The organism is Sphingobacterium sp. Mn56C, assembly GCF_049319645.1.
Taxonomy (GTDB): Bacteria; Bacteroidota; Bacteroidia; order Sphingobacteriales; family Sphingobacteriaceae; genus Sphingobacterium.
The window spans coordinates 44,059-64,155 of the sequence record NZ_JBMOUC010000002.1 but is presented as its reverse complement, the minus strand read 5'-3'; the positions used below and the strand labels follow the sequence as shown (position 1 = coordinate 64,155).

General features: G+C 41.6%; 13 protein-coding genes. 11 read left to right on the top strand and 2 right to left on the bottom strand.

Features of this window, described 5'->3' with window-relative positions:
* Window positions 1-92 precede the first annotated feature (92 nt).
* Window positions 93-689, bottom strand: a complete 597-nt coding sequence (locus ACL9RF_RS07670; protein WP_422800034.1) for a 50S ribosomal protein L25/general stress protein Ctc — start codon at window positions 687-689, stop codon at window positions 93-95.
* A 186-nt stretch (window positions 690-875) separates the two neighbouring features.
* Between ACL9RF_RS07670 and ACL9RF_RS07665 the strand changes: the two genes are divergently transcribed.
* Both ACL9RF_RS07665 and ACL9RF_RS07660 read left to right on the top strand, forming a co-directional pair.
* Complete coding sequence (locus ACL9RF_RS07665; protein ID WP_422800033.1) at window positions 876-2,141, top strand: Gfo/Idh/MocA family oxidoreductase; 1,266 nt, start codon at window positions 876-878, stop codon at window positions 2,139-2,141.
* 11 nt (window positions 2,142-2,152) lie between these two features.
* Window positions 2,153-4,939, top strand: a complete 2,787-nt coding sequence (locus ACL9RF_RS07660; protein WP_422800032.1) for a family 16 glycoside hydrolase — start codon at window positions 2,153-2,155, stop codon at window positions 4,937-4,939.
* Between the two features lie 115 nt (window positions 4,940-5,054).
* On the opposite strand, the gene ACL9RF_RS07655 is transcribed toward ACL9RF_RS07660, so the two are convergent.
* Window positions 5,055-6,011, bottom strand: a complete 957-nt coding sequence (locus tag ACL9RF_RS07655) for a ribose-phosphate pyrophosphokinase (RefSeq protein ID WP_422800031.1) — start codon at window positions 6,009-6,011, stop codon at window positions 5,055-5,057.
* A gap of 831 nt (window positions 6,012-6,842) precedes the next feature.
* Here ACL9RF_RS07655 and ACL9RF_RS07650 point away from each other — a divergent pair.
* The 9 genes from ACL9RF_RS07650 to ACL9RF_RS07610 all read left to right on the top strand — a co-directional run bounded on the left by ACL9RF_RS07650 (window position 6,843) and on the right by ACL9RF_RS07610 (window position 20,095).
* Window positions 6,843-9,875 (top strand): DUF2723 domain-containing protein, encoded by a 3,033-nt coding sequence (locus ACL9RF_RS07650; protein ID WP_422800030.1) that lies wholly within the window; start codon window positions 6,843-6,845, stop codon window positions 9,873-9,875.
* A 140-nt stretch (window positions 9,876-10,015) separates the two neighbouring features.
* A complete protein-coding gene (gene pyrR, locus ACL9RF_RS07645; protein WP_422800029.1) occupies window positions 10,016-10,561 on the top strand; it encodes a bifunctional pyr operon transcriptional regulator/uracil phosphoribosyltransferase PyrR in 546 nt (181 codons plus the stop codon).
* A gap of 27 nt (window positions 10,562-10,588) precedes the next feature.
* Window positions 10,589-11,527, top strand: a complete 939-nt coding sequence (locus tag ACL9RF_RS07640; RefSeq protein WP_422800028.1) for an aspartate carbamoyltransferase catalytic subunit — start codon at window positions 10,589-10,591, stop codon at window positions 11,525-11,527.
* A 425-nt stretch (window positions 11,528-11,952) separates the two neighbouring features.
* Window positions 11,953-14,982 carry a tetratricopeptide repeat protein gene (locus ACL9RF_RS07635; protein WP_422800027.1) on the top strand — a complete coding sequence of 1,010 codons (3,030 nt, stop codon included), beginning with the start codon at window positions 11,953-11,955 and terminating at the stop codon, window positions 14,980-14,982.
* An 18-nt stretch (window positions 14,983-15,000) separates the two neighbouring features.
* Window positions 15,001-16,725 (top strand): hypothetical protein, encoded by a 1,725-nt coding sequence (locus tag ACL9RF_RS07630; protein ID WP_422800026.1) that lies wholly within the window; start codon window positions 15,001-15,003, stop codon window positions 16,723-16,725.
* A 45-nt stretch (window positions 16,726-16,770) separates the two neighbouring features.
* Window positions 16,771-18,021 (top strand): hypothetical protein, encoded by a 1,251-nt coding sequence (locus ACL9RF_RS07625; protein WP_422800025.1) that lies wholly within the window; start codon window positions 16,771-16,773, stop codon window positions 18,019-18,021.
* Between the two features lie 35 nt (window positions 18,022-18,056).
* Window positions 18,057-18,758, top strand: a complete 702-nt coding sequence (locus ACL9RF_RS07620; RefSeq protein WP_422800024.1) for a MotA/TolQ/ExbB proton channel family protein — start codon at window positions 18,057-18,059, stop codon at window positions 18,756-18,758.
* A 33-nt stretch (window positions 18,759-18,791) separates the two neighbouring features.
* Window positions 18,792-19,199 carry an ExbD/TolR family protein gene (locus tag ACL9RF_RS07615; protein WP_422800023.1) on the top strand — a complete coding sequence of 136 codons (408 nt, stop codon included), beginning with the start codon at window positions 18,792-18,794 and terminating at the stop codon, window positions 19,197-19,199.
* Between the two features lie 71 nt (window positions 19,200-19,270).
* The gene (locus tag ACL9RF_RS07610; protein ID WP_422800022.1) at window positions 19,271-20,095 is read left to right on the top strand and encodes an energy transducer TonB; all 825 of its coding nucleotides are present in this window, start codon (window positions 19,271-19,273) and stop codon (window positions 20,093-20,095) included.
* Window positions 20,096-20,097: the final 2 nt, after the last annotated feature.

Below are 20,097 nucleotides of genomic sequence, written 5' to 3'. Positions count from 1 at the left end.
ATAATAACTGCGGCAAGGATAACCAATTTAGCATAAAAAACAAAGGGACCATCCTGTTCGGACGGTCCCTCCACTGTTAATTTCTTGAACAGTTATTTTTTACCACCTTTAGCGGCTTTAGCTGCTTCTTGCTCTGCTTGACGTAGTGCACGAGACATAATAACTGAAACGATAGTATCGTCGCTGTTATTCAATACTGTTGCATTTTCAAGTTCTACTTGACGTACACGGAAAGATTTACCAACCTCTAATGATTCCATAGGAACATTGATTACTTGAGGCATATTGTTAGGCAATGCTTTAACACGTAATTTACGTAATTTCTGAACTAATTTACCCCCTAATCTAACACCTGGAGATGTACCTGTTAAGTTTACAGGAATGTTGATTGATACTTCTTTGTCGTCGAATAACTCTAAAAAGTCAACATGTGTAACTAGGTCTGTCAACGGGTGGAATTGTGCTTCTTGAACGACAGCTCTTACTTTTTTACCATCGATGTCTAATTCTAAGAATACTACATCAGCAGTGTAAAGAACTTGTTTCAAATCAGCTGCGGATACCGAAAAGTGTGTTTGCTCTTTTCCTCCGTAAAGTACCGCTGGTACTAAACCTTGGTAACGTAACTCTTTTGCATCTCTTTTCCCTACGTTCTTTCTTAAAGAACCGCTAATAGCAATTGATTTCATTGTTTTTTTATTTAAAATTTGAGGTGCAAAGATAGTGAAAAATTATTAGTAAACAAGGCTTTTATAGATTTGTTTGACTCCCTTAATTTGTTGTTTCCCTGTTGTTTAAGGGGAGTAATAGCGTTATATTTGGTGTACTGATTATAACCTTATTAAATATTAACCCTGAATACTAAGTAAAAGATTATGGAAAAAACGAACACTTCAAGACGCGAGTTTCTGAAGAAATCTTTAATTGGTGCCGCAGCTTTTACCATTGTGCCGCGTTTTGTTTTAGGAAAGGGATATCTCGCACCTAGCGATCACTTAACAAAAGGAGTGATAGGGGTGGGAGCTATGGGGAGAGGGCATTTTGGCTATGCAGGCACCAAAACGGTGGCAATTTGCGATGTGGATAGCAGGCATATTGCCTTAGCACAAGAGGCTTTGGGTGGGGGCATCAAAGCCTTTCATGATTTTAGAGATTTAATTCAGCATCCTGATGTGGATATTGTGCATATCGCCACACCCCCACACTGGCATGGTTTAATGGCTATTGAAGCTGCGCGTGCGGGTAAAGATATATGGTGCGAGAAACCCATGACACGCAGCATTGGCGAGGGTAAAAAGGTTAAAGAAGCCATTGCCCAGCATGGTAATATCTTTCGGTTAAACACCTGGTTTCGGTTTGACGATAATTTTTATGGCATGAATGTGCCGGTAAAGAAAATTAAAAAAGTGGTAGACACAGGTTTGTTAGGCTGGCCTTTAAAAGTTACGATCAGTAAACATACCGGCTTTGACTGGAAATTCTATTGGGTAGGCAAGGAAAACCTTCCCGTGCAACATGTTCCTAAAGAGTTGGATTATGAGATGTGGTTAGGTCCTGCGCCTTATAAACCGTATAACGAACATAGGGTGCATACGACATTCCGCGGTTATTGGGATTATGACGGTGGGGGGCTTGGCGATATGGGGCAGCATTATTTAGATCCGGTGCAGTACTTCTTAGGTAAAGATGCCGAAAGCCCGGTTAAGATTGAAGTCGATGCCCCTCAGCAGCACTTCGATGCCGTGGGTACATGGCGCAAAATTACCTATACCTATGCCGATGGCTGTCAGATTATTTTAGATGGCGATGGCACGGAGGTGGGCAAGGCTTATATCGAAGGCCCTAAAGGTAAATTATACCGGGGTTTTGTTTCGGATATTCCCGATTTGGAGCGTAGGCTGGCGCATTATCCTGACCCGCCGGCACAGGTTACCGATTTTGTTGAAGCGGTACGTACACGAGAGAAATTTGCGCTAAATGAACAAAATGGTTATTACTCCTGTACACTAGTGAATTTGGGGCTTGCCGCACTGCGCTTAAACCGCACCTTACACTATGATTCGGCTAACCAAACCTTTGTGAATGATGAAGCCGCGAATAGATTAATCGATCAACCGATGCGTGGCCCTTGGACATTTTAAACCCTACCAGAATGAAAAAGATTTTTAATACGCTGGCGCTGGTATTGCTCGTACATGGCGTTTCCTATGGCCAGCAAATACAGAATGCGAACAGCAGACTGGATAAAATTCATGCTGTACTCGCACAGCAACCTGCATGGGGGCAATCGGATTTTATGGAGGCAATGCGTAGTATGGAGGGTTTTTCTACGGCGGATTTTACCCAGCTGTTGTTGTCCTTAAAACCGCAGGGCGGGGATAATGCGGCGCTGGAGTATGCGACAAACTCGTATGCTTTGTATGTTATGCAGCCTGGGAAAGACGCCTTGCGCCAAATTTATGTTGCTGGGTTGCTGGCGGCATTGGATACCTTAGCCGATGTTAATAATAAGGGTTATCTGTTAGAACTGTTAAAGTTTTGTGCTAAGAATGAAGCTGTCGATCGGGTTGCCAGGTACCTTAATAATCCTAATTTGATGGAAAAGGCTGCTCGGGTGTTAACTGCCATCCATAGCCCCGAATCTATTGAGGCACTTCGTCATGTATTGATTGGAGATGTTACTGAAAAGCAGGCAATCGCTATTGTTGCAGCCTTGGGCGAGCTTAAGGCTACAGCTGTAGAAGATCGTATTTTAACCTTACTACAGCAGTATAATGCGGATGATTTTCAGTTTACGGCACTTACGGCGCTTAGCCGGTTAGGAACAGCTAAATCGTATGTTGTATTTGCTGAAAAAGCTAAAGCTGCGGGGTATGCTTTTGAGCGTACGAATGCGGTTGCTTTGGCATTGGATTTTGCACGATTACTATACCAGAATAAAGATGTTAAAACGGCAACACGTTTAGTGGAACAAATTTATAAAGCTGCATCAGCACCTAACGCTGTGGGGGTTAAAGTTGCAGCTTTGGGGATTTTGGTGGAGATGGAACCTAAAAAGCAGCGTAAAAACCTGCTGCAATTGTCGACAAGTGAAAATGCCACCTTACGTACGGCGGCTGTAGGATTGCTGGATAAGGCTGCGGGACCTGCTGCTGTGCAAAAATGGAGCAGCGCTATGCTAAAACTTCCCCCTGCTGCACAGGTGTCGCTACTAAACGTATTAAAAAATAGGGGATACAGCACTGCTGTGCCTGCAATCGAAAAGAGTTTACCCGGCCTAAAAGATCCGGCTTCCAAAGTTGCCGCCTACCAGGCCCTGGCCGTTTTATCGAAGGGCGAAAATGCGGATTTCTTAATCAAGCAATTGCCTACAGCGGGCACTGTAGAGGTTAAGGCGATACAGGAATTGTTAGTTTCGGCTTCAGGGAGCCAGACCATAACGGCCGTAAACAGGGCTTTGGCGGGTGCCGACGAGAAGACGCAGCTGGTTTTGTTGGAGGTGTTGGCTAAGCGCTCCAATACAGCGTCTGCCATGCAGGTATTTCCTTTAACTCAAACCGGCCGTATGCCGGTTAAGGCAGCAGCGTATCATGCTTGGCCCATGCTGGTGCAAGATCGCGACTTTGAGGCCACAATTGAAGCCTTAAAAACTGCAGATGTGGCTTTTGTTGGGCCTCTACAGCAGGCTGCGGTAAATGCTTTATTGTACAACAGCGCGCGTAAGGATAAGGTGCAGCACTTAGCGGATACTATATTGCATACTATGGCACCGACTGCAGCACGTTATTTTCCAATCTTTGCGGCTGAGGGTAGTCACGTGGCGCTGCATGCTGTGCAACATTATGTAGGTCTTGAAACGCCGGTTCGTAAAGACGCGATACAGGCTTTAGCAAATTGGTCTAATAGTAATGCGCTTTCTACATTGACGGAATTGCTGCGTAAGGAAAAAGAGGCTGAAATTTTTAACCTTGTTTTTTCGGGCTTTGTAAAGCAGGTAAACGTCAGTGCCTTAACGCCTGAGCAGAAAACCTTAGCACTGCGGGATGCTTTTTCCTATGCGCAAACAAAAGAGCAGAAGCAGGCTGTTTTAAGGGGCCTCAAATATGCAGGAACCTATCAGGCGCTGGTCTTCGCGCAGCACTACTTGCACGATCCAGACCTCAAGGCTGCAGCAACAGATGCGGTGCTGACCCTGATTATGGACAATAAAGCTTTTGTTGGGGCCGATGTAAGGCGCTGGCTGGAAGAGGCCAAAAGTAATATCACCGGGGCAGAGCGTTCTTATATTGCCGAGGCTATTGTACGACATCTTGCTGAAATGCCTCATGAGGCAGGATATATAGCTCTCTTCAATGGTCAGGATCTGAACGGGTGGAAGGGGCTGGTGGAAAACCCCATAGCTCGCGCAAAGATGTCTCCCGAGGAACTGCAACGTAAGCAGCTTGAGGCAGACCGCAAAATGCGGGATAGTTGGTCTGCTATAAATGGAGAATTGGTTTTTCACGGGCATGGTGATAATATTGCTACCGTAAAACAATATGGCGACATGGAGATGTTGGTCGATTGGCGCTTGGATAAACAGGGTAATGAACCCGATGCTGGGGTGTATTTGCGCGGTACACCGCAGGTACAGATATGGGATATTTCGCGTACAAATGTGGGTGCGGAGGTAGGGTCTGGAGGGTTGTACAATAATAAAAAATATCCGTCGAAACCACTAACGGTGGCCGACAATGCTTTGGGTGAATGGAATACCTTTAAAATCCGTATGCTTGGCGAGCAAGTGTGGGTATGGCTCAACGGTGTGCTCGTTGTCGATCAGGTTATATTAGAAAACTATTGGGATAAAAATCAGTCTATATTCCCTAAAGAGCAGATTGAGCTGCAGGCACATGGCTCTCAGGTATGGTACCGGGATGTTTTTGTCAGGGAACTTTAGCCTCAGGCGCAGCATGTAAACAGGTGCATTACGGTTGGTTACAGGTTTTTCAGTGCGGAGGAGACAGCAAAAAAAAAGCTGTCGATTTTTGTCGACAGCTTTTCTTTATATGAGGTTAATCTACGGTGAACAATTCTTCGATTGATGCATGTTCGTTTACGCTTTTAATTGCTTTAGCAAATAAATCTGCCGTAGAAAGTACTTTAATTTTTGTCGCGTTTTTTACCTTTTCTTTGTCTAACACAATGGTGTCGGTAACAATCATCTCGGTTAACACCGAGTTCTCAATTGTTTCGTATGCTTTGCCAGATAGTACAGCATGTGTACATACTGCTCTTACCGAGTTAGCACCGTTTTCCATAATTAAAGCTGCAGCCTTCGATAGGGTACCTGCAGTATCGCATATGTCGTCAATTAAAACTACATCCTGTCCGGTTACATCGCCGATAATAGACATAGACTCAATCTCATTGGCACGTTTACGACGTTTGTCGCAGATAATAACCTCGGCATTAAAGAATTTCGCAAACGTACGTGCACGGTATGATCCGCCCATATCTGGGGAAGCAATCGTTAGGTTTGGAAGGTTCAATGACTTAATGTAAGGTACAAAGATTACCGAACCATCTAAATGATCTACGGGTATATCAAAAAATCCTTGAATCTGTGCGGCATGAAGGTCCATCGTCATAATACGGTGAGCGCCAGCCGCGGTAATTAGGTTAGCAATCATTTTCGCGCCAATAGCCACACGTGGCTTGTCTTTACGATCTTGACGTGCAAAGCCAAAATACGGAACAACTACAGTGATGTAATGTGCAGATGCTCTTTTTGCTGCATCAATCATCATTAAAAGTTCGAGTAAGTTGTCGGTAGGTTGGTTAGTAGATTGGATCAGGAAAACGTCGCTGCCGCGAACGGACTCGTTGTAGAAGGGTTGGATTTCTCCATCGCTGAACTTCGATAAAGTTTTGTCTCCCAAGGGTTTTCCGTAAGAGTGAGAAATCTTTTCTGCGAGTTCTTGTGTTCCTGAACCGGCAAATAATTTAACCGTGTTAAATTGCAAAGGCATGGTAAAATATTTATATAATTTTGAAAATGATTAGCACTATCATTTAAAAACTCTCTGCATCTACAGCATTCTTGTAGGTTCCAAAAGCTTAGGGCAAAGTTAGGTAAATGTTTCGAAATAAAAAGAGATATTCGTTTGCGATAGTTTGATATTACTGAAAGGGGGAGGTACTGGAGGGCTGATGGTTTTGTTTTTGCCTTTTAGGAGCAAACAAAAAGAGGAAAGCATTTGCTTTCCTCTTTTGTTGTCCGACCTGGATTCGAACCAAGACTAAATGAACCAAAATCACTTGTACTACCCTTATACTATCGGACAATTGGGAATGCAAAAGTAGGAAAAAAAAATATTTTTCAAAATAAAAAACGATTTTTTCTGAAAATTATTTTTTAACGCTACTTAAAGCAACAAAAAAGGAGAGCTTTTGCTCTCCTTTTTTGTTGTCCAACCTGGATTCGAACCAAGACTAAATGAACCAAAATCACTTGTACTACCCTTATACTATTGGACAATTTTTATTGTTTGTCAACCTCGTTTCCTTGTTTGACGATGCAAATATACGCTTGAATCTTTATTATGCAAACTTTTTTTTTACTTGAAATCCATATCTATTGATTCTCAGTCTACTATTTTTTGTTTTTCCTGTGGAACTTTGGATGGCGGTAATAAAAACATTAAAACTGTGTTAAAATGTTATTTTATTGTCTAATTGTAAGGAGTAATCCTTATTTTCGAACCAAAGTTTTTGGAAAATAACCTAAAGAGATTCTAATTATGAAACCCGGCAACTCCGGTTTTGTGCTTGGAATTATTTAGCATACAACAACATATAACATGAATTATAATAAGATTAACAATCTATTGGGTTGGTTTTGTGCTATAGTAGCAACATTAGCCTATGTCATGACGGCTGAACGTACTGCCAGTTGGTGGGATTGTGGAGAGTTTATTGCATCGGCCTATAAGATGCAGATTGTGCATCAACCGGGAGCACCCTTATTTTTAATGTTGCAGAATATATTTTCCAATTTTGCACTAGGCGATAGAACACAAATCGCATTTTGGATGAATATTGGTTCTGCAATATCATCGGGTTTAACCATTATGTTTTTATTTTGGTCGATTACGGCATTAGCACGAAAATTATTCTTAGAAAAACCGGATCTTAACAGCCCCTTAAATGAAAATGATGTGTTGCGCGTTATGGGGGCGGGTCTTGTGGGGGCTTTGGCGTACGCATTTACCGATACATTTTGGTTTTCGGCTGTAGAGTCTGAGGTTTACGCCATGTCTTCCCTGTGTACCGCTATTGTGTTCTGGGCCATATTGAAATGGGAGGTACGTGCGGATGAGCCGCAGGCGGATCGCTGGCTTGTGCTTATAGCGTATGTAATGGGCCTTTCTATTGGTGTCCATTTGCTGAATTTATTGGTTATTCCGGCCATTGCCTTGGTTGTTTATTACAGACGTGCCAAAACGGTAACCATTGGCGGGGTATTTAAGTCGCTTTTTATTGGTGTTGTAATTCTAGCCTTTGTGTTATGGGGGGTAATACAGTATCTGATTAAATTCGCAGCATTCTCCGATTTGTTCTTCGTAAATACGTTAGGATTAGGCTTTGGTACTGGCGTTGCTTTTTTTGCATTTTTGGTCGTTGGCGGCTTGGTATTTGGTATATGGTACTCCATTAAAAAGGTGAAACCTATTTTAAATATTGCCTTATTATCACTGGGTTTTATTATTTTGGGATATAGCTCCTTTGCAATGATTTTGATCCGTGCAAAAGCAAATCCTACCCTAAACAATTCTGATCCAGATAATGCTTTTACTTTTTTAAGCTACCTTAACCGAGAGCAATATGGCGATGAGCCTTTATTCAAGGGCAGGTATTTCGATGCTAAACCTATTGATGTATTTGAGTCGGGTAAAATTTACCGTAAAGACAAGGACAAGTATGTTGTTGCGAAGAAAAAAACCGATTATAAATACGATAAGGAAACTATTTTTCCACGTATATATAGTGAAAAGGGGGATCACCCCGCATTCTACAGGCAGTTTTTAGGTTTAGGGCCTAATGATGCCCCTACCTTTGTAGATAACTTAAAGTTCTTCTTTGGTTATCAAATCGGGCATATGTATGGGCGTTATTTTATGTGGAACTTTGCGGGCCGCCAAAATGATATTCAAGGCCATGGTTCGCCTTTGGAAGGGAATTGGATTTCTGGAATTAAATTTATTGATAATTTATTTGTCGGTGGGCAATATGATTTACCCTCTTCAGAAACGCAGAACCCTGCCCGTAACACGTATTTCTTCTTACCGCTGATTCTCGGAATTATTGGTGCCTACTGGCATTTTGGTAAAAATCAACGTGACGCGGGTGTGGTATTTTTATTGTTCTTCTTCACGGGTTTGGCCATTGTGTTGTACCTGAATCAAACACCATTCCAGCCTCGGGAACGAGATTATGCTTATGCGGGCTCGTTCTATGCCTTTGCCATATGGGTGGGGCTTGGCGTCTTGGCTATTGCTGAGTTTTTGAGTAAAAAGATAAAACCTAAAACGGCGGGTATTGTGGCTACAGGTTTTGGACTGTTGGCTGGGCCGGTTTTACTGGCCTCGCAAAATTGGGACGACCACGATAGGTCGGAGAAGTTTTTAGCGCGGGATATGGCTAAAAATTACCTGGAATCTTGTGCCCCTAATGCTATTTTGTTTACCTATGGCGACAACGATACCTACCCGTTGTGGTATGTTCAGGAGGTGGAAGGCTTCCGTACCGATGTGCGCGTTGTAAACTTAAGCTTACTGTCGTCGGATTGGTACATGCGTCAAATGTTGGAGAAGGTGAACGATGCGGATGCCTTACCTATAGATATTGATCCGGAATTGATTAAAGATGGTGTGCGCGATGTAATTTACTACCAAGACTACCAGATTGCCGAACATGTGGATGTAAAGGATTTACTACAAGTTATGCTTTCAGATAATCCGCAGAATAAGGTACAGCTGCAGACCTTAGAGTATGTGAATATCTTGCCTACGAAAAACATGAAACTTGTGGTAAACAAGGAGGCTGTAATAGCCAACCATGTGGTGCCTAAAGAATGGGAGTCTTCTGTCGTGGATACTATGCAGTGGACCTACCCAATGAATTATGTAAGCCGTGCTGAGTTGTCTATCATGGCGATTCTGGCGAATAACAACTGGAAAAGACCGATTTATTTTACAACGACCACGCCGGAGGTAAATTATATCGGTTTGGATAAGTACTTGGTTTCTGAAGGTTTTGCATTACGTTTGATGCCTATAAATACCAAAGGGCAGGGTGAAGGTGAGGAGTATACGCCGGTGGCGGATGTAAATGGTATCTATGATAATATCATAAATAAATATAAATGGGGAAATATCGCACATTCGAAGTATTTAGACCCCGATTCTTACCGTTATATTAGCTTATATGTAAGCTCTATTTTTGGCGAAACAGCACAAAGTTTGTTGGCCTTAGGTAAAAAGGATGAGGCAAGAAAAGTCGTTGTAAATGCCTACGAAAATATGCCTAAGCGTACCTTCCAAATGTCGGAACCGATGAGTTATATTCTTTTGGTGGATGCGATGTATAAAACTGGGGAATCGGCTAAAGCGAAAGAGGTTGCATTGCGTAATCTTACTTTTATAAAAGAGAATATGCGCTATTATACGAACAATTTGTTGCTAAAGAATCTTGGCGGTGAAAGAAATGTTCGGATGGCATTGGTTGGTTTGCAGCGCTATAAAATGCTGGCCGATGAGTATAAAGATGCAGACGTGCAGAAGGTGGCCGATGCCTTGATGAAGGAATATGGATATTTCTTTGGCGAGCACTAAGCTGCTTAATAAATTGTACAAAAAATACTGCGCCGAAATGGGTTGTCATTCTTATGACAACCCATTTCTTATTATATTATATTACATCTGATATCTTAAATATCAACGCAATTTCCTACTTTTGCTTAAATATTCCTAGAATGAAACAATCGATATTATTAGACGGTCCAAAGTTTCAAATAACAATCCAGCGCTTGTGTCAGCAACTGATTGAAAATCACGGTGATTTTAATAATGCAGCAATTATAGGTATTCAACCTCGTGGTACTTATTTGGCAAAACGCCTGGCGCAAGAACTCGAGTCTATGATAGGCAAGAAGGTGGAGCTTGGGATTTTGGATATCACTTTTTTCCGAGACGACTTCCGCACAAAGGGTAGTACGCCTTTATTAGCCAATAGTACGAAGATAGATTTTATTGTGGATGGTAAGGATGTCATTTTTGTGGACGATGTATTATGGACCGGGCGTACCATTCGTTCGGCAATGGATGCCATACAGGCATTCGGCCGTAGCAACACCATTGAACTATTGACATTGGTAGACCGTCGTTTTTCACGACAAATTCCTATTCAGCCGGATTACATCGGTATACAGGTAGACTCTATCGATTCACAGAAAGTTATTGTTAGCTGGCAAGAGGTCGATAAAGAAGATAGTATTGTGTTGGTTACCGAGAAAAAATAAACCTTAGTAGACAAATATTCATAACAAATGTCATCAATAGCAGAACAGTTAAGTACACGTCATCTTTTAGGAATTAAAGACCTAACAGAAAATGATATCCAACTTATCTTAGATACCGCAAAGAATTTTAAGGACGTCTTAAACCGCCCGATAAAAAAAGTCCCTTCCCTACGTGATATTACCATTGCCAATGTTTTCTTTGAAAACTCAACCCGTACGCGTTTGTCGTTTGAATTAGCGGAAAAAAGGCTGTCGGCGGATATCGTTAATTTTGCCGCCTCTTCTTCTTCGGTGAGTAAGGGGGAAACTTTAATCGATACGGTAAACAATATATTAGCGATGAAAGTGGATATGATTGTTATGCGCCATCCTTACGCTGGGGCCGGTGTCTTTTTAAGTAAACATGTAAACGCCCAGATTGTCAATGCTGGTGATGGGGCGCATGAACACCCTACACAAGCGCTGTTGGACTCTTTCTCTATACGCGAGCGCTTTGGTGATATGGCGGGTCGTAAGGTTGCTATAATCGGAGATATCTTGCACTCTAGGGTTGCGCTATCTAATATCCTTTGCTTGCAAAAACAGGGTGCCGAGGTAATGGTGTGTGGGCCGACAACGTTAATTCCGAAGTATATTTCATCGTTGGGTGTAAAGGTTGAGCATGACTTGATGAAGGCTTTAAATTGGTGCGATGTTGCGAATATGTTGCGTATACAATTGGAGCGTCAGGATATTGCATACTTCCCTTCTTTACGGGAGTATTCCATGTTGTATGGCTTGAATAAGGAGATTTTGGATAGCTTGGATAAGGAAATTGTTATTATGCACCCAGGTCCGATAAATCGTGGGGTGGAAATTACGTCCGATGTGGCTGATAGTGCGCACGCTATCATTTTAGATCAGGTTGAAAATGGTGTCGCTGTGCGTATGGCGGTTCTCTATTTATTGGCCGGCCAACGTGGTTAATGTGCTGTATAGCTGTTAAAGCTTGTTAAATATTTTTAAAACCGTCTACTATTGGGCGGTTTTTTGCGTTATTAGATGGCGGAATAACGGGTATTGCGGATAGTTGTTAACCTTTTGTTAGTAACATGTTGGTTATATTTCTAACTTGTAGATTTATGTGTTTATCTTGTTTATCGATTGGGTGGTAAACCAACCTGCATCACTAAATTTAATTGCACTTACTTGGCTTTGGACTTATGTTATTAACATTTCAACATAGTTATCCACAGCTGTTAACAACTTTTGGTGAAAACTTCCGTTTGAAGCGTTAATTTCGTATGTTGAAGAGTAGTGTGTGCTTTTGGGTAGGATATGTGGGGGTGAATGGGCATATTTTTACTATGCTAATAGGGATCAGGTAAATATAAAAAGACTTATACATCGATATGCACAAGAAAATTTATGGTCTAGGTGTTGCAATAAGTTTATTAACAATGCCAGCGTTTGGTCAGCAGACGGCATGGCAGGATATTAATAAAGCTTATAAAACAGGATTGGAATTGTTTGAAAGAGGGAAATACAGCTCTGCAGCAAAACAATTTGACAAGGTGGAAGATATCCGTACAAAATCTACGTTACAGTTGGATGAAACGGAAGAGCTAACTTTAATTAAAGAAGGGGTACGATTTTATCAGGCAGTATGTGCATTGGAATTGGGCGAAACGGATGCGGAAAATCAATTTTTAAAATATATTAAAGATTATCCGGCAAGTGCAAATTCTAAAGCTGCATATTTCCAAATCGGTCGTTCTTATTATGCCAAAAAGGATTATCCAAAAGCGATAGAATGGTTTACCAAAATTGATGCTAAAAATTTGGCAGGTGCGGAGAATACGGAGTACCGCTTTAAATTGGGCTACGCTTTGTTTATGACGAACGACTATAAGGCGGCAAAACCGTTGTTTGCCCGCTTGAAAGACGATAAAAGCTCCTTTCAAGAGGCTTCAATTTATTATTATGCGTACTTGTGTTATTTAGATGCAGAGTACAAAACTGCCTTAAACGAATTTGAACGCTTAAATGGTTCGAAGACTTTTGTAAATTCGTATCCCTATTATATTACTGCCTTGTACTTCTTAGACAAGCGCTATGATGAGGTGTTGGCCTATGCATTACCGATTTTAAATAGTACCAAACAGGAGCATGAAACAGAGATGTTCCGTATTATTGGTGCTACTTATTTTATCAAAGGTGATTTGCAAAAATCGAAAGCTTTTTACGATAAGTTTCAGGCTCAGGATCAGGGAAAAACGCAAAATAACCAGGATAGCTACCAGATTGGGTATATTGCGTACCGCTTAAAAGATTACCCTAAAGCGATTGCGGAACTGGAAAAGCTTTCCGAGCCTGATGCATACTACCAAAGTGCAATGATTACGTTGGGCGACTCTTTTTTAAAGACCAATAATAAACAAAGTGCTAGAAATGCTTTCTTTAGAGCTTCGAAATTGGACTTCGACCCGCAATTGAAAGAGGAGGGGTTGTTTAATTATGCTAAGTTGTCGTACGAGTTAGATTTCCACCAGGTTGCGCTGGATGCTATCCAGGAGTATTTGGATACGTATAAACGTACAGCACGCAAGGAGGAAGCGAATACTTTACTGGCCGAAATATTACTGAGCACAAAGAGCTATCGCTCGGCAGTGGATGTTTTGGAGTCTATAGATCGTACTTCCAGGGAGTCTAAAGCGGCTTATCAAAAGGTTACTTATTATCGAGGGTTGGAGTTTTATAATGAACGTGCCTTTGAAAATGCTATCTCCATGTTTATGCGCTCAGAAAGTAACCGCTACGACGAGGAGATTTATGCCTTATCGACCTACTGGAAAGCGGAGGCGATGTTTGAAGTGCGTAAGTATAAAGAGGCTGTAGCAAACTTCAATAAGTTCCTGCAGCTGCCAGCAGCGCGCAGTACGGATGTATATCACTATGCTAATTATGCCTTGGCCTATGCTGCCTTCCGTAACGACAACTATACGACTGCCGCAAATTATTTTGAGCGTTTCTTAGCTGGCGGAGGAAAGGATGGTTTAGACTTAAATACGCGTAACGATGCTATTGCTCGTTTAGCGGATTCTTATTTTGCAGCTAAAAATTACGGTAAGGCTATGTCGTATTACGACAGGTTAATTAGCTCCAACGCGCAAAGCCAGGATTATGCCTTATTTCAACGTGGTATCATCCAAGGCTTACAAGGAAATAATGATGCAAAGATTGCTACATTAAATTCGGTAATTTCTAAATATCCGAAATCTAATTATGCCGATGATGTGGCTTTTGAAATCCCTTATACGTATTTCTTAATGAACCAATACGATAGGGCTATTGATGGCTTGCAAAGAATGGTTGAACAATATCCGCGCAGCTCTTACGTTCCACGTGCTTTGCTGACCATCGGTTTGGTGCAGTATAACCAGGATAAGAATGATGCAGCCCTTGCAACCTTCCAACGCGTGGTGAATCAGTATGCGCAAACGGATGAGGCTAAGCAGGCAATACGATCTATTGAAAATATCTACTTAGATAATAACGATGCTACGGGCTATATAAAATATGCTACTTCAACAAATATTGGTAACCTTTCTACTTCAGAGCAGGATGCCCATAGCTTTGGCGTTGCACGCAATCTTTTTGATCGTGGTAATTGGCAGGGTGCCTTGGAAGCAATTAATGCGTACTTCGATAAATTTCCGAAACCTATAAACGAGAAATTTGCGCGTTTTATTCGTGCAGAGAGTAATGCTAATTTAGGTAAAGATAAAGAGGCCTTACACGATTATAATATTATTATGAACGACTGGACTTCTGCTTATACCGAACGTACTTTAGTGAGTGTAGCCAAATTACACTTACGAAATAAGGCTTATAATGAGGCGGTGCAGGTATTGAAAAAATTGGAGTTAACGTCTGAGTATAAGGAAAACTATGGCTGGGCAATTAAGAACCTGTTGGTCTCTTACTTCAATGTTGGCGATTTTATTGAAACCTTAAATTATGCTACGCTATTGAAAGGTTATGAAAAATCTTCTGAAGAGGATATTGCGTTAGCACATCTCTATGCTGCAAAGGCGTATTTGGCGACCAATAAAACGGCTGATGCAACAAAAGAGCTTAATCTGGCGGCTATAAAATCTAAAACTGAAACAGGTGCTGAAGCACGTTATTTGGTTGCAGAGCAACAGCTTAAAGCAAAGCAATACGATAAGGCTATACAGTCTGCATTTGATATTTCTAATTCTTTTTCATCTTACGATTATTGGGTAGCGAAAGGGTTTTTAGTAATGGCAGATGCTTATGCCGGTAAAGGAGATAAGTTCCAAGCGAAAGCAACTTTAGAAAGTGTTATTGACAATTATGACAATAAAAACGACGGTATTCTAAAGACGGCGAAGGAACGTTTACAAAAACTAAAATAACAAGAAATAGGAAATAAGATGAAGTTGCACAAAACAGTATTTAAGAATTATGCAATAAGTGCGTTGTTTTTTGGCTTGGGGTATTCTGCGTATGCACAACAGGATCCTAAAAAGCCGGTTACCATAGACTCTTTTGATGTAGTACGTGATTATAAACCTATTCTTGCTGATGCGGTAAAAATCAGACGTAGTCCGGATATGACCAACAAACGTAGTTATATGCCGAAATTGTCGTACGGAACGGTACCGGATAAAAAGCTGGATATTAATACCGGCTTAAAAGAGTTGACTGTACAGCAGCTTCCGTTTACAAAAACGGAAGATATTACCAGCAATTACGTTAAACTTGGCGTAGGTAATTTGGGTACTTTAATGGGGGAGGCTTATATCGCTGTCGAAGACTATGAAAATATCCGTTTTGGGGGTTTTGTAAAACACCTTAACCAAAAGGGTAGTTTAGACGATCAGAAGTTCTCACGCCAGGAGTTGGGGATATTCGGTCGCCGTGTTTTACCGGCTTTTACCGTTGATGGTACCTTGGGGTATAACCGCTATGGAACACGTTTTTACGGTATTCCTGTGGATACAGAAGGAAAAACCTTAAACCCGTCACGCGAAGCGCAGCATTTTAATGATATTTATTTTAAAGGGGAGTTAACGAGTAATAATGACCCGAATAACCTGGATGCTTTTTCGTATTCAGCAAAGTTGGATGCTTATACCTACAAGGATAAATTTAAAGCCAGCGAAAATGCGGTAGCCATTTCTGCCTATTTGAATAAACGTGTTCGTACGTTTAATATTGGTGCTAATGTTGCGGTAGACTTAAATTCTATCGGTGGTTCTCAGAATGTTACGGATGGTGGCAAGTTTAATAATTCCTTGGCAAATATAAATCCGTATATTAAGTTTAAGGGTGATAACTACGATTTAACATTAGGCGCTAACATTGTTTCTGAATTTGGTGACTCTACGCGTTTTAATGTGTTTCCTTCGGCCGAGGTGGATTTTTCCTTAGTGCCGGGGTATATACATTTATTTGGTGGGGTAACAGGGGGTGTGCAACGCCCTTCATTTAGGGACTTATCTCAGCTTAATCCTTACTTAGGACCGAACTTATCTTACCAGAATATGGTGGAACGCTTAAGTTTCTATGGGGGTATTAAAGGTAATGCTGGTGCAACATTTGGCTACAAAGCTAAAATTATGTACAAAGCTTTGGAGGGCATGTCCTTGTTTGTAAATAATAAGGATAATCCTTTTATGTTTGATTTAATCTATGACGGTACGCCAGATGATAAGGTTAAGTTTGTCGGTATAGAGGGGGAGATCAATGTGCGTTTGTCGGAATTGGTGAATCTTGGTGGTCGTTTAAATATCGACAATTATTCGATGGTAAAAGAGGAGGAAGCTTGGTTTAAACCGAAGTTACGGTTAGCCGCAAATGCGCGTTTCAATATCTCGGAGAAGCTGTATATTGATGCCGAAGCTTTATTCCATGGTTCTTCGTATGCGAAGGCTTTTTCGTATGATGGTACTACAAGCCCGGCAACGCCTTCGGCTTACCGTAAGGAAACGCTTCCCGAATTTTTTGACTTAAGTGCCGGTGCTGAATATAAGGCTACCTCTTATTTGGGAATTTTTGTTAAAGCAAATAATATTTTCAATAAAGAGTATCAACGTTACTTGTATTACCCGCGTTTGGGTTTCAACGTGATCGGTGGTGTTAATTTTTCTTTTTAATAAAATAAGATTATAACTTTGCACTACAGCATAAAATAACGATAAATGAACCTAGGTAAACATATATACATATTGCTTAAAAAACAGGGCTCTGTTTTTGTTAAGGGGTTAGGTACGTTTAAACGTACCGTAAAGCCGGCAACTTTTGATGCTAAACGTAATGTATTGTTACCTCCGGTTTCATTTATCGAATATGCAAAAGAGGAAACGCAGGGTGCGGATTTTGTAAATTACCTGCAGCAGGTATCGCAAATATCGCATGAGGAGGCTTTAGCTGAAACGGAAATCGCTGTAACCGAGATTCTGGAAAGATTAAAACAAGCTGGACAGGTTGACTTGGACAGCTTAGGTCATTTGGTGCTTTACGGTAACTCTTTTGTTTTTAAACCTTTAGATCTGAGTGGCTTTAGTTATACGGCGCTGACGGATTATTTTTCCGTTGGTGAGGAGATCCCCTCGCCACCTGCAGACCATACGGATGGTTTAGCTGTGGAAAAGGATGCGGTACCTCCAGTGTTACCTGCTATTCCGAATACGTCGAACACACCTAATCCGCCAGAATTACCTGATTTACCAGATGTACCTGATTTACCTGCAGAGGCGCCGGTTGTGGAACCTGAACCCTCTAAACCGGAAATACAGGCGGTTGAGGGGGCCGCGGTTGCGGATGTTAATAAGTATAATACTGGAAATACGGAGGCAGTAGAGGACGCTACGCATGAGCTTGGTACGTTCCCGCTTTCTTCAAACTATCCCGTAGACGAGTACCCAAAAGCAAAAAAAACGGCCGCCGGATCTTATATTTATGGTATTCTTGCTGCAGTTGCTATTCTGGTCTTAGCGGGTATTTATTATTATAATACCCAAATGATTCCGGTGCCTCAAGCTGAAATGCTTCCCGAGGTTATGCCAATGGTCGATAGTAGCGCAAATGGTATGGACACCACGTATGTCGTAACTCCGGATAGTATTCATAATCAGTCTATTCAAGATTCTATTCAACAGGGTATAGAGCATCCTGTAGCTTCCGTTGCCACGAAACCTGCAGCCGCAGATAAAAAATATGACTATCAGGTTGTAATCGGTACGCATAAAACTATGGAAACGGCCGAGAAACAGGTGGAGTCTTTCCATAAAAAAGGGCACAAATCTGTTCGGGCGGTAGAACCTACAGCAGGCAGTAAGCTTATCCGGGTTATCTGGGATACCTATGAAACCAAGGAAAAACAAGATTCGGCTTTGCGGTTTGTGCATAAAGAAATTAGTGCCGATGCATGGCCAGCAAAAATTAGATAACAACTTATACAACACAATAAATTCTTTTAAAGACTATGTCATTATTACAAGGCAATCTTCCGGTAGATTCAGTGAATCAGGTGCAGCAGCAGGCCGTACAATTAGCAACGCAACAGGAAAACTTAAACCTTATCCAACTTTTAATGAAGGGTGGATGGATTATGATTCCTATTGTGCTATTGTTCTTTTTAGGGTTAGTTATTTTTATTGAACGTTATCTTACCATTAGAAGGGCTTCAAAATCCGATAGTGGCTTAATGGCACAGATTAAAAGTAATGTCCTTACCGGGAAACTGGACGCCGCCATTGCTGTATGCCGCTCTAGTAATTCAGCTTTAGCACGTATGTTGCAAAAAGGTCTTACCCGTGTTGGAAGACCGATTAAAGATATTGAAGGGTCTATTGAAAATGCGGGGAAATTGGAGGTTTCACGTTTAGAAAAAAATATTAATATTTTGGGTATTATCGCCGGTATCGCGCCCATGTTAGGTTTCGTAGGAACAATCTTTGGGGTAATCCAGATTTTCCGCGACGTAGAGGTTGCTGGTGGTATTGATATTGGTTCGGTTTCTGGTGGTCTTTATGTCAAAATGATTGCTTCGGCATCTGGCTTAACCATTGGTATATTGGCTTATATTGGTTACCATATATTAAATATGATGGTAGAGCGTTTAATTCTTAAAATGGAAACGGAAGCTGTAGAGTTTATCGATCTTTTAGATGAACCCGGAGCCTAACTCTAAACCCTTTAAGATTTAAATCGAAGTACAATGAACTTAAGAAATAGAAGAGGAAAACCTACAGCAGAGGTGCATACCGCTGCATTGAACGATATCATGTTCTTCTTGATGTTGTTCTTCTTGTTGGCTTCTGCAGTGGCCAATCCGCAGGTGGTAAAGTTATTATTGCCGAAATCTAGCGCTGGAGAACAGTCGGTGGCTAAGAAGACCATTACTGTTTCTATCACTGCCGATAAAGCTTACCATGTGGATAAGCAGGTGGTGCCTTATGAGGCTTTGGAACAAACTTTGCAGGCTCAGATTAGTACGGGTGAAGAGGTTACCATTATGCTGTATGCGGATGGTAGTGTGCCGATTCAGAATGTTATTTCGGTAATGGATGTCGCAAATCGTTTGAAGATCAAACTGGTGTTGGCAACGGAGCCTAAAAAGGATTAAGATAGGAACGAATTAAGACTGCTATTAAACATCTATGGTTTGGGGTAGTCTTAACATAAAATTCGAAGATTATGTATTATCATGTAAAAGAAGAAAATAATATGCCCAAGGCATTGGGGTACTCTACCCTGGTGATGGCCGTTTTAGCTGTTATAGGCTTCTTTATCGTGTTTGGCCAGCCGGATATGCCTTTGTATGGTACGGGGGGAATTGTGGTGAATTATGGTACTGCGGATGAGGGAATGGGCGACGATTATATGAGTGTTGAAGAACCTTCGGTAGACGAAAATGCGAATAATGTGGTTCCTGATAGGGTAGTGCCTACCGAGGTGCCTACACCTACGCCGACAAAACAGGTTGCCGATAAAGCTGTGGCTACCCAAGATTTGGAAGATGCTCCTGCAGTTACGAAAGCAGAAAAACCGGTAAAAACCGCGGCGGCTGAGACTACTAAAGAGGTGAAAAATAGTACGCCTGCGGTAAATACCAACGCCTTATATAAAGGGAAAAAGAATAATGGAACGGGGGCTGGCGATGGTACGGGTTCTACTCCCGGAAATCAGGGTTCCAAATTAGGCGATCCTTTAGCATCCAATTATGGTGAAGGGGGCTCTGGTTTTGGAAATACCTCCATTTCACTGGCAAACCGTCATTTTACCACTAGACCGCAGATCGACGATAACGGCCAGCAGGCGGGTATCGTGGCTGTAGAGTTTAAAGTCGATAAAAATGGGGTCATTACCTATGCCCGTGCTGGTGCAAAAGGTACTACCTTATCCGATGGTAATTTGTGGGCCAAATGTGAAAGAGCAGTTCGTGGCGCTCGCCTTAACGAAATTGCAAATGCTCCGGACAGTCAGACGGGCGTTATTAGGTTCAACTTCAAATTAAGATAAAA